Consider the following 11,642-nt stretch of genomic DNA (forward strand, 5'->3'; position numbering starts at 1 on the left):
CCCATTTTTTCAGATCAGTTTTTTGAACGATTTCGTCGGCGCCCTGCGGCGCGTCACCAGCACGTTGGAATTGACCCCGATCCGGCCGATCTCGCCATAGAGGCGCTGGATTTCCATCTTGGGGCAACGGTCCATCACCACGGTCAGGCCGGCGGCCTGGGCCCGTGCCGCCGCCTCGTCGTTGCGCACGCCAAGCTGCATCCACACCACCTTGGCCCCGGCGGCAATCGCCTCGTCCGTCACCCCGCCGGCGGCAACGGAGTTGCGGAAGATGTCCACCATGTCCGGCGGCTCCGGCAGATCCTTGAGGCTTGCATGGACGGCCAAGCCGAGGATGGTCTGTCCCGCCATCTTCGGATTGACCGGGATGACGGTGTAGCCCTTGTCGCGCAGGTACTTCATCACGAAGAAGCTGGCCTTCACCGGATCGGCACTGGCGCCGACCACCGCGATGCTCTTCGCGCTTTCCAGGACGCCGCGCAGGAAGGCGTCGGTGTAGTCGGCCGGCTCGGTAATCCTGGATTCGCTCATTGCCCGCACCAGACCGGCGTGCGCTTGCCGAGGAAGGCGTCGATGCCCTCGGCGGCATCCTGCGCCATCATGTTCTCGGTCATCACCTTGGCGGCGTAGGCATAGGCGCTTCCCGCGTCCAGATCGATCTGGCGATAGAAGGCCTCCTTGCCGGTGGCGAGAGTCAGGGGCGACTTCGACGCGATCTTGGCGGCGACGCCGGCCACCACCTCGTCCAGCTGGTCGGCCGGCACCGCGCGGTTGACGAGGCCGATGCGCTCCGCTTCCTCGGCATCAATCAGGTCGCCCAGCAGCAGCATCTCCATCGCCGCCTTGCGCCCGACAGCGCGGGTCAGCGCCACCATCGGCGTCGAGCAGAACAGCCCAATGTTGACGCCCGGAGTTGCGAAGCGCGCGCCCTCCTCGCAATAGGCCAGATCGCAGGTCGCCACCAACTGGCAGCCGGCGGCGGTCGCCACGCCGCGCACCTTGGCGATCACCGGCTGGCGGATGCGGTTGATCGTCAGCATCAGGCGCGAGCACTGGGTGAACAGCGCCTCGTACAGGTCACGCGACGGGGCGGCGCGCATCTCCTTCAGGTCGTGCCCGGCGCAGAAGGCCCCGCCGGCCCCGGCCAGCACCACGGCGCGTACGGAGCGATCCTCGTCGATGGCGTCTAGCGCATCCTGCAACGCCGCCATCAGCCCGACCGACAGCGCATTGCGCGCCTTCGGCCGGTTCAGCGTCAGCGTGGCGACCCCGTCGCGGTCCTCGCGCAGGACCAGCGGAGCATGGGGATCGTGGGTGGTGACTGCGGCGCTCATGGTTGTTGTCCTCCCGTGCGTCTTCGGCTTCCGGATTTCGGTTGCGCACCGCGGGCAGCTTAACGCGCCAAGCCTGCAGGCAACACGGGGAACCTGCAAGGCAGGGAGGATGAGACGACATGCTGCAGAGGATTTCAACAAGGATCTCTGTAGAAAACTTTTGAAGTCTTCTTATGAAGTAGGTTTTCGGAAGCAACACATACCGGCGGGAAAGCGAATACCCACTACTCCTCGTCGCCGTCACCGAGCAGATAGTCGATGTCGCCGCCATCCAGTGCGCTGACCAGTCCCTTGCCCTCGATGGTGGCGTCGGACAGGCTGCCCTTGCGGCGCTGGAGGTCGAGAATGCGCTCCTCTACCGTGTTGGCGGCGATCAGCTTGTAGACGAAGACCGGCTTGTCCTGGCCGATGCGATAGGCGCGGTCGGTCGCCTGATCCTCGGCGGCTGGGTTCCACCAGGGATCGTAGTGGATCACCGTGTCGGCGGCGGTCAGGTTCAGGCCGCGGCCACCGGCCTTGAGGCTGATCAGGAAGACCGGGACCTCCCGGTTCTGGAAGCGGTTCACCGGTTCGGCGCGGTCCAGCGTGCGGCCGGTCAGCTCGACATAGGGAATGGCGGCCTTCTCCAGCTCCAGCTTGATCAGGTCGAGCATGGTGGTGAACTGCGAGAAGATCAGGATGCGCCGGCCTTCCGGCACCATCTCCTTCACCATCTCGGTCAGGGCGTGCAGCTTGGCGCTCGGCCGTGCCTTGCCGCCCAGCGCCGCGATGGATTTCAGCAGGCGCGGGTCGCAGCAGACTTGACGCAGCTTCAAAAGCGCGTCGATCACCGCGATGGCGTTCTGCCCCAGCCCCTTGCCGCTGGCGGCCAGCGCCGCACGCACCGTCTCGTTCACCGACAAGCGGATGGTCTCGTAGAGGTCGCGCTGGTCGCGTTCCAGGTCGATGCGCACCACCACCTCGGTCTTCGGCGGCAGCTCCTTCGCCACCGCCTCCTTGGTGCGGCGGAGCAGGAATGGGCGGATGCGGCGCATCAGCAGGTTGGCGCGGGTGTTGTCGCCGCGCTTCTCGATGGGCACGCGGTAGCGCTTGCCGAACTCCTTGCGGTCGCCCAGCAGGCCCGGCATCAGGAAGGCGAACTGGCTCCACAGCTCGCCCAGATTGTTCTCCACCGGCGTGCCGGACAGGCAGAGCCGATGCCGCGCCGGCAGCGCCGCCACGGCGCGGGTCGCCTTGCCGTCGGGGTTCTTGATCGCCTGCGCCTCGTCCAGCACGATCATGTGCCAAGTCAGCCGCTTCAGCAGATCGACGTCGCGCGCCACCACGCCATAGGTGGTCACCACAATGTGGGCGCGGTCGATTTCCGACAGCTTGCCGTGACGGTCGATGCCATGCAGCACGACGACGCGCAGATGCGGGGTGAAGCGCTCCGATTCCGCCACCCAGTTCGGCACGAGGCTGGTCGGCACCACCACCAGGCAGGGCTCGGTCAGCCGGCCCTCATGCTCTTCCATGGCGATGTGGGCCAGTGTCTGGGCGGTCTTGCCGAGACCCATGTCGTCGGCCAGGATGCCGGCGACGTTGTTGGCGCGCAGGCTCTGCATCCAGGCAAGGCCGCCGCGCTGGTAGTCGCGCAGCTCGCCCTTGAAGCCCGGCGGCGGGGTCATGTCGCCCGGCATCTCGTCGGCGCGCAGGCGCTGGAGATAGCCGTCGATCTGCGCCGTCTCGTCGCCGCGCCGGGCGATCAGGTCGTCGATGTCCAGCAGCGAATCGGCCTCGGCCAGCGGCACCTTCAGCCGGTCGCCGCTGCTGCGCCCGCTGTCCAGCATCGCTTCCAGCACGCTGAGCAGCCGCTCGATCCGCTCCGCCGGCAGGGCCAGCACGTTGCCATCGTCGAGAACGATGTGGGCGCGGCCGTCGATGATGCGGGTGGTCGACAGGCCGCCCTTCTCCACCAGCCGGGCCAGGATCGGCAGCAGCGGCTGGCGCTCGCCGTCGATCTCGACACCGACATCCAGGTCGAACCAGCCATCGCCGGCATCGCGCACGGCGACCTCGACCTCGGCGCCCGGTTCGATCACCTTGGTGCCGAAATCGGCGCCGACCTCCATGATCCAGCCGGCCTTGGTCAGGGCGGGGACCTCGTTGGTCAGGAAATGCTGCCAGCGCTCCTCGACGTCCCGGCCGGTCAGCCAGTGGACGCGGGAGCCGCGGGCGTTCAAGGCGCCTTTCGGCGGCTCGATGCGCGCCTGGGCGAATCCGAGGCCGGACAGCCGGTCCAGCGCCGCCTGCTCGTCGGCCTTGTCGCGGCGGACGAAGGTGACCTCGTTGAACTCATCCTCGTAGCGGGCGAACTGGCGCTGGTCGTCGGGCTCGATCTCCACCGCATTGCCGGGCTCGCCATAGTCGAAGGACAGGCGCAGCACGTCGACCAGCCCATCGGCCGGCGTCACCACGCGGCCAAGGCGGGCGATGATGCGGGGGGAGCGCTCGACGATGGCCGCGGCATCCGCCGCTCCGCTGCGCACGCCGGGAATGCCGCTGTCGCGGAAGCTGGGCGTGGAAATGGACGGAGGTGGCGGAGCGATGCGCGGCATCGACGCGACACCACCGCGCGACGGACCGAACAGGCGCGACGGGGTGGCCTTCGACGGCACCGGCGGCGGCGGCGGGGCGGGCGGTACCGGCTTGGCCTTCGGCACCTCCACCACCTGGAGATCGACCGGGAAGACGGTGCCGGTGGCGCTGTCGACGCACCAGTAGGACTGGCCCTTCACCAGCACGCTGCGCTCAGGCAGACCGGTCGGGCGCAGCTTGCGCGTGGCCGGGTCGCGGAAGGTGCGGACGGTGCGGCCCGGCGCCTCGGCCAGCGGGGTGCCGTCGCGCCAGCGCAGGCGGCCGGTGGAGAGCAGACGGCGCAGCAGGCGGTCCACCGCCTCGCCCCGGCTCTTGGCGACGGGGGTGCGCTCCGTACCGCCGCCGCCGAGTAGCCGGGCGATGGCGCGGTCGGCATCGCCGTCCAGCGAGCGCGGCGCCTTGGCCAGCACGTCGCGCGGGGTGGCGGGGCTGCCGTCGGCCTCCCCCTCCGCCACGAACTCCGCCAGGATGTAGCAGGCCACATCGCCCTGCCCCGGCTCCAGCGTCCAGCGCAGGCTGCGCACCGGCTCCGGCTTCGGGGCCGGAGGTGGCGGTGGGGGTGGCGTCACGCTGCGGACCGGCGGCGGAACCGGCGGACGGACCAGGGTGAGCGGGGGCTTGGGAGCAGCCGGCGGCACAGGAGGCGATGCGGGAGACGGCGCCGATGGCTGTACGGTGGCCGCAGCGGCCGGCGGGGACGCGAGCGGAACCGGAGGTGGCGGCGGCGGGGCGAGCGGCGCCTTCACGTCGGCCACGTCGAACAGGGAGGCGCGGCGCCATTCCGGACGGCTTTCCAGCGCCAGCATCGCCGCCGCCGCCATATGGGCGCAGGCGTTGCGGCCACAGGAACAGGTGCGGTCGAGCACCACGCCGCGCTTGCCCTGAACCGGGGTCACCGTCACCGACAGCCGGCGGCCGAGGTCGCTGACCTCCGCCTCGATCCGGTCGCTGCCGGGCGCACCCAGCGCCACCGCACCCGTCATCATCAGCGTGCGGCCGCGCTGCAGCGTCTTGGCATCGAAGACGCGCGTCAGGTCATCCTGACCGAAGGGGACGGCGGCGCCACCCGACGAAGGGCCACGCGGCAAGGCATCGAAGAGCGACATGCGGTGCGGGGGTGACCAGGGCAGTTTGGATGGGTTGGGCGCGAAAACGGAACGGAACGGAAACGGGGCGTCGGTATAGGATCTTACGCAGCGCAGCGCAAGCCTTTGGCTTGAGCAGTGACGTGAACGGCGCCGTGTTGCCGGGACCGTGCGCGGCCGTCCGTCATAACACAGGACGCCGCCGGCTTCACCCCGGTTGGTGAGTTATCCGCGGCTGCCGGGAAACACGCGGCCGGCCAGCTCGCACAGGCCGGCCCCGCTGCCGAGCTGATGGGCGGCCCAGCGGATGGTCCCTTCGACGAAGGACGGGTCGCCGGCATGGACCAGCAGGGCGAGCCCGAGCACCATCGCACCCGCCAGCCAGGGAGAGGGACGCAGCCGCGGGGCGCCGTCCTTGCGGCTGCTCCACAGGAACAGCAGGGCCGACAGCCCGCCGATGGTCAGCCCGGCCACCACCTCCGCCCCGGAATGGGCAGAGACGGCGACGCGCGAGGCCCCGATGGCCAGCACCAGCGCCACCGCCGCCAGCGGCAGACCGATGCGCAGCCAGCGCGATTTAGCATTGCGCGCGGCCAGTGCCGACACCGACCCGTAGAAGACGGCGGAAAAGGCAGCATGGCCGCTGGGGCTGATGAAGCGGTCACCGGCGAACAGCGAGGGGAACAGCGGAAAGTCCGGCAGGCCGCAGCCATGCCCGATCAGCTTCAGCACGACCATCGCGCCAAGGCAGAGCGCCAGGGCCAGCAGCCAGCGCAGCGCCAGCGGCGCCGAGTGGTGCCGCCACAGCGCGGTCGCATAGAGGGCGGACAGTGGAACGAGGAGGCTGCTGCTGCCCAGATGGGTGATGGCGCCGCTGGCGGTGGCGAGCATCGGATCCCCAATGATGCCGGTGGAAAGGAACGGCTTTGCCACATGGTGCGGCGCAGCAGGGACAGCAAGGGGACGAAAAAGGGGTGCGGACGCCTGGGTCCGCCCCTCAACCTTCCAGCTGGTCGGCGCGGGCGTCGGCGATCACGCAGTTGCGGCCAGAGCGCTTGGCCTCGTACAGCGCCTCGTCGGCCCGGCGGACCAGACCCTCGGCGGTATCGCCCAGCCGGCCGCCGATGGAGATGCCGATCGACACCGTCACGTTGATTTCGCCGCGGTCGGCCGAGACGGCGAAGGGGAAGTCGGCGATGCGCGAGCGCAGGCGCTCGGCGACGATCAGCGCCGCTTCGCCGTCGGTGTCCGGCAGGATGACGATGAATTCCTCGCCGCCCAGCCGGGCGACGAGGTCGAAGGTGCGCAGGTTGCGGCTGGCGCGTGCGGAAACCTCGCGGAGCACCTCGTCGCCGATGGCGTGGCCGTAGGTGTCGTTGACCACCTTGAAATGGTCGATGTCGAACATCAGCACCGACACCGGCTTGTGGCTGTCGATGGCGCGCTCCAGCAGCCGGGGCAGATGGGCGTTGACGTAGCGGCGGTTGAAGACGCCGGTCAGGCTGTCGGTCAGCGCCATCGACAGGCTCTGCTCGTAATTGGAGCGCAGCCGTTCCTGATAGCGCTTGCGCCGGATCTGGGTGCGGGCGCGGGCCAGCAGTTCGTTCCGGTCGACCGGCTTGATGACGTAATCGTTGGCGCCGAGTTCCAGCCCCTTCGCCACCTGCCCAAGGTCGCCGTCGTCGACCATCAGCAGGATCGGCACCTGCCGGGTGCGTTCGTGCGAGCGCAGCTGCGAACAGAGCCGCAGCCCGTCCTCGTTCAGCAGGGTCAGGCTGACCACCACCAGATCGAGCGGGCTGCCCAGCGCCCGTTCCAACGCCTTGGCGCAGGTGTCGGCGGAGGTCACCGTGTTGTGGTCGCGCTCCAGCGTGTCCGTGATCTTTTCGAGGTCGAGCGCGGAATCCTCCAGCACCAGCACGCTTGCGCGCTCGAAGGACTCGCTCAGCATGGTGCCGCTGCGCTCGATGACCCCGAACTGGCCCGACGTGGTTTCGCGCAGGCGCCACTCGTCCATCATCATCTTCAGCCGCACCAGCGAGCGGACGCGCGCGAACAGCGCGATGTCGTTCACCGGCTTGGTCAGGAAATCGTCGGCTCCCGCCTCAAGCCCGCGGACGCGGTCGGCTATGTCGGACAGCGCCGTGACCATCACCACCGGGATGTGCATGGTGGCGGGGTCGGAACGGATCTTCTCGCAGACCTCGAACCCGTCCATGCCTGGCATCATGACGTCCAGCAGGACGATGTCGGGCGATTCCGTCCGCACCATCTCCAGCGCGTCGGGTCCGTTGAAGGCGGTCAGCACATTGAAGTATTCGCGCGTCAGCTTTGCCGCGAGCAGCTTCACGTTGGGCAAAACGTCATCGACAACAAGGACACGCGCGGACATCGGAAGGGAAATCCTGCAGAATTGGTACAGATGAAAGCGACTTACCCGAGAAACTTCTTGACCGTTTCAAGAAATTTCACGACCGAGATGGGCTTCGCCACATAATCCTCGCAGCCGCCCTGACGGATTTTCTCTTCGTCGCCCTTCATGGCGAAGGCTGTGACGGCGACGACCGGAATGCTCTTCAACTCCGGATCGTCCTTGATCCAGCGGGTGACCTCCAGCCCCGACACTTCGGGAAGCTGGATGTCCATCAGGATCAGGTCGGGACGATGCAGGCGGGCCAGACGCATCGCCTCCATGCCTTCGCGGGTCTGCAGCGTGCCATAGCCGTGGGCCTCGAGCAGGTCATGAAAGAGCTTCATGTTCAGCTCGTTGTCCTCGACGATGAGGACGGTCTTGGTCGGCTTACCACCGGTCTCCAATGGTCCGCACGGCTCCGCTGGCATGCATCCTCCCTGGGTGTGACCCCCGCGTTCACGCTGTCCCGTTCACGCGGTCCGATGCCGCACCGTGCGCACCGCGGACGCGCTCCCCCGGCCGGCGGGCCGAAGTCGCGGTTGCGGGACCGCAGATCCGGTATACCCCCTTTCTGATTAGGTCGCGACGGTTAAATAGTCGTTACCGAACCGCTCGCCGGCATCCCTTATCGGACTGCGATCACCCTGTCGGGAAACGGAAAACCGCCCGCGGCGGACGCGGGCGGTCTCGATTGTCCGGAACGGCAATGACGGGCAGCGCCGGCCTTCTCAGGCCGCCCGCTTCGCCTTGCGCTTGGCGTCGCGGCGGCGGGCTCCCTTGGCGCCATACATCATGGCGTCGGCGCGGCGCATCACTTCGTCCTCGCTGTCCTCGGCGCCATAGGGCTGGGTGCCGACGGAGAAGCGGACCGGCAGGCTCTGGCCACCCCACTCCACATGGGTGGCATCGGCGATGGCGGCCAGCTGGCGGGCGCGGGCGAGGCCGTTGGCGGTGTCGGTGTTGGTCAGCAGCACGGCGAACTCGTCGCCACCCAGCCGGGCGACGACATCCTCCTGCCGGACATTGCCGACGATCATGCGGGCCACCTGCCGCAGATAGGCGTCGCCGGCGACATGGCCATGGGTGTCGTTGATGGCCTTGAAGCCATCCAGGTCGATCATGACCAGCAGCCCGCCGGCGGTGCCGGTGCGCCGGGCCGAGGCCAGTTCGCGCCGGAAGTGGCTGTAGAAGCCACGCCGGTTCAAGAGGCCGGTCAGCTCGTCCGTCATCGTCAGGCTTTCCAGGTAGGCGATGCGCTCCTGCAACTCGACGATCGTCTCCTTTGCCTCGGCGAGCAACGCGATCGTCTCGTCCAGCGTCTGGCGCTCTGTCCCCCGCAGAAGCCCGACGCGCGAGGCCAGCGCGACCGGTGACCAGCCTGCCGGCACGTCGAAACGGTCGGCGGCATGATGCTTCAGGTCCAGGGCGGCGACGATGGCGTTCATGGGGTCGGCTCCTCAGATGAAGGTCGGAACACTTCGCCTTTCTCCAAGCAACCCCCGTGCCAACCCGTCGCACCCCGGAGATACCAAGCATTTTATGCATTTCCGGCGGATTGCGCCGGTGGATCATTCGGCAGGGGTGGAGCCTCTTTCCCACCAGACCGGAATCTTCTGCCCACTCCAATCGTTCGGGGGAGGAAATCCCTGCCGGGAGTGCCGGGCAAAGGATCGCTGGCAGGATATCGCAGCCAGTGGAGGGCAGGCAGCGGAGGGCGACCGGCAAAAGGCTCCACCCTCCCTTCACACCACCCGGTCCGGCGCCGGCCGGCCGGCCGTCACCGCGTCGACATTGTCCAGCGCCTTGAACCCCATGGCGTTCCGCGTCTCCACCGTGGCGCTGCCCAGATGCGGCAGTAGGAAGGCGTTCGCCAGGTCGCGGTAGCCGGGATGCAGGTTCGGCTCGTTCTCGAACACGTCGAGCCCGGCCGCCGCGAGGCGCCCACGCTTCAGCGCGTCGATCACCGCGCCGTCATCCACCACGCTGCCGCGCGCGGTGTTGATCAGGATGGCGCCGGGCGGCAGCCGCTCGATCCGGTCGGCGTTCAGCCAATGTCGGGTTTCCGCCGTGGCCGGGAAATGAAGCGACAGGACATCGCACACCGGCAGCATCGCCTCGGAATCGGCATGATAGATGGCGCCCAGTTCCAGCTCCGGGGCCAAGCGGCGGCGGTTGCTGTAATGGATGGCCATGCCGAAGGCGCGGGCGCGGGCCGCCACCGCCTGTCCGATGCGGCCCATGCCGACGATGCCAAGCCGCTTGGCCCCGACATGGGTGCCCATCAGCTGGGTCGGTGTCCAGCCGGTCCAGGCATTGGCGCGGATCATCCGCTCGCCCTCCGAGGCGCGCCGCGCCGCCCCCAGCAGCAAAAGCAGGGCGATGTCGGCGGTGGCGTCGGTCAGCACGTCCGGCGTGTTGGTGACGGTCAGGCCGCGGGCGCGCGCCGCCTCCAGGTCGATGTGGTCGGTCCCGACCGAGAAGGTCGCCAGCACCCGAACGCTCTGCGGCAGGGCGGCGATGGCGGCGGCATCCAGCCGGTCGCCGGCACAGCAGAGCACGGCATCGGCCCCGGCCTCCGCGGCGCGGGCGGCGATCTCCTCGCCGCTGAAGGCGCGGTCCTCCGGATTGAGCACCGCCCGGTAGTCGCGCGACGCCCGCGCCTCCACCGCGTCGGGAAGGCGGCGGGTCAGCAGCAGCACGGGGCGCCCAGCGGAGCGGGAGACGGGACTGTCCGACTGCGTCACGGGCTGCACCTCGGCAGGGCTTGTCATTCCGGCGGTTCCCTTCCATTGATAGGACATTCGGGTGGCGGGCCTTTCGGACCGCGGCAAAAACACCCATACTCCACCAAGAGCCGTCAATCACCTGTGGATCCCGTCTTGCTCGACCGTCTCTCTGCCCTCCCGGCAACCGTTGGTGCGGTCTTCGCAGCCGCCGTTTCCGCCGGTGCGCTTCTCGCGGCCTCCCCTGCCCTGGCTCAGCCGGCCGCGACCTCGCTGGCGGCGGTGGCGGCCAAGATCCAGCCCCACCGGGCGATCTACGCCATGTCGCTGGGGTCGGCACGCAACGGCTCGAAGGTCAGCGACGTCCGCGGCCGCATGATGTTCGAATGGGCCGACGCCTGCGACGGCTGGACGACGGAGCAGCGCTTTCAGCTGCGCTTCGTCTACAGCGAGGGCGAGGACATGGCGATGAACACCAACTACACGACGTGGGAGGCGAAGAACGGCCTGCGCTACCGCTTCAACGTCCGCAAGCTGGTGAACGGCGAGGTCGACGAGGAGGTGCGCGGCGAGGCGAACCTGGGCGAAGGCGGCGGCGGCAGCGCCCAGTTCACCAAGCCCGATCCGCAGGAGATGGAGTTGCCGGCCGGAACCATGTTCCCGACCGCCCACACGCTGGCGATCCTGGATCATGCCGAACGCAAGGAGCCCTTCTTCACCCGCACAATCTTCGACGGCTCCGACGCGGAGGGCCCGACCGAGGTGTCGACCGTCGTCGGCAAGCCCGGTGCGCCGAAGGATTCGGCCAAGGATCCGTTGCTGAAGGTGGGCAAGGCCTGGCCGGTCCGTATGGCCTTTTTCCCGGTGCAGAGCGATTCGGCCCAGCCGGAATATGAGATGAGCCTGCATCTGCTGGAAAACGGCATCGCCGAGTCCATGCAGATCGACTATGGCGATTTCACCGTCAACGCCGTGCTGGAAAAGATCGAGGCTCTGCCGAAATCGGGGTGCTGAGAAGCCGGTCGGCCGAGGGGGCCGGCCGTGACATTTCACCCAGCATTTACCGGCCTATGGGATATTCGACGGTTTCCCTGTTGATCGCGACTTGTTGCTGCGTTTAACTGTCGGTTGAATTTTGCGCAACAGGCCGGCGCCTCCATGGGCGACCGGCCGTCCGAGGGTTTTCCGTCATGAGCAAGAAGCATGTCCAGATCGGGCAGGTTTTCCAACCGGTCGGCAGCGCCGCCGGCCGCGGTTGGCGGGTGACGGCAACGGTCAACCTGCTGGGCATCCCCCACGCCCGCGTCGTCAGCACCGAGGACGAGGGCGTCTCGAAGACCCTGAGCTGTTCGGTCCTCGCCGACACCAGCCATTACCGCCTGATCGCCTCGGCCCCGGCCGATGGGATGGCGGCGTAAGAACCACTTGTTTTCGGGCAAGTCATTCGCCC

At 68.2% G+C, this 11,642-nt stretch carries 10 protein-coding genes; 2 read left to right on the forward strand and 8 right to left on the reverse strand.

Annotation, left to right across the window (positions count from 1 at the left end):
• Positions 1-9: 9 nt before the first annotated feature.
• The 8 genes from ACWPN3_RS18465 to ACWPN3_RS18500 all read right to left on the reverse strand — a co-directional run bounded on the left by ACWPN3_RS18465 (position 10) and on the right by ACWPN3_RS18500 (position 10,240).
• Positions 10-531 (reverse strand): CoA-binding protein, encoded by a 522-nt coding sequence (locus ACWPN3_RS18465; protein ID WP_492240751.1) that lies wholly within the window; start codon positions 529-531, stop codon positions 10-12.
• Positions 528-1,334 (reverse strand): enoyl-CoA hydratase, encoded by an 807-nt coding sequence (locus ACWPN3_RS18470; RefSeq protein ID WP_492240752.1) that lies wholly within the window; start codon positions 1,332-1,334, stop codon positions 528-530. The genes ACWPN3_RS18465 and ACWPN3_RS18470 overlap by 4 nt, the downstream gene beginning before the upstream one ends.
• Before the next feature lie 224 nt (positions 1,335-1,558).
• Positions 1,559-5,077: a DEAD/DEAH box helicase gene (locus ACWPN3_RS18475; RefSeq protein WP_492240753.1), complete on the reverse strand. Its 3,519-nt coding sequence runs from the start codon at positions 5,075-5,077 to the stop codon at positions 1,559-1,561.
• Positions 5,078-5,281: 204 nt separating this feature from the next.
• Entirely contained in the window at positions 5,282-5,947 is a 666-nt protein-coding gene (locus ACWPN3_RS18480; protein ID WP_492261659.1) for a phosphatase PAP2 family protein, read from the reverse strand.
• Positions 5,948-6,053: 106 nt separating this feature from the next.
• Positions 6,054-7,448 carry a PleD family two-component system response regulator gene (locus ACWPN3_RS18485; RefSeq protein WP_109449256.1) on the reverse strand — a complete coding sequence of 465 codons (1,395 nt, stop codon included), beginning with the start codon at positions 7,446-7,448 and terminating at the stop codon, positions 6,054-6,056.
• A gap of 41 nt (positions 7,449-7,489) precedes the next feature.
• On the reverse strand, positions 7,490-7,897 hold the full coding sequence (locus ACWPN3_RS18490) for a response regulator (protein ID WP_098739544.1): 408 nt from the start codon (positions 7,895-7,897) through the stop codon (positions 7,490-7,492).
• Between the two features lie 300 nt (positions 7,898-8,197).
• Positions 8,198-8,914, reverse strand: coding sequence for a GGDEF domain-containing protein (locus tag ACWPN3_RS18495; protein ID WP_109449254.1), 717 nt, complete (start codon positions 8,912-8,914; stop codon positions 8,198-8,200).
• Positions 8,915-9,211: 297 nt separating this feature from the next.
• Positions 9,212-10,240, reverse strand: coding sequence for a 2-hydroxyacid dehydrogenase (locus ACWPN3_RS18500; RefSeq protein ID WP_492240754.1), 1,029 nt, complete (start codon positions 10,238-10,240; stop codon positions 9,212-9,214).
• Between the two features lie 108 nt (positions 10,241-10,348).
• Here ACWPN3_RS18500 and ACWPN3_RS18505 point away from each other — a divergent pair, with 108 nt between their 5' ends.
• Both ACWPN3_RS18505 and ACWPN3_RS18510 read left to right on the forward strand, forming a co-directional pair.
• Positions 10,349-11,206, forward strand: coding sequence for a cell envelope integrity EipB family protein (locus tag ACWPN3_RS18505; RefSeq protein ID WP_109453023.1), 858 nt, complete (start codon positions 10,349-10,351; stop codon positions 11,204-11,206).
• A 176-nt stretch (positions 11,207-11,382) separates the two neighbouring features.
• Positions 11,383-11,610, forward strand: coding sequence for a hypothetical protein (locus ACWPN3_RS18510; RefSeq protein WP_109449252.1), 228 nt, complete (start codon positions 11,383-11,385; stop codon positions 11,608-11,610).
• The last annotated feature ends 32 nt before the right edge of the window (positions 11,611-11,642 follow it).

Source organism: Azospirillum sp. UENF 111221 (genome assembly GCF_058780625.1).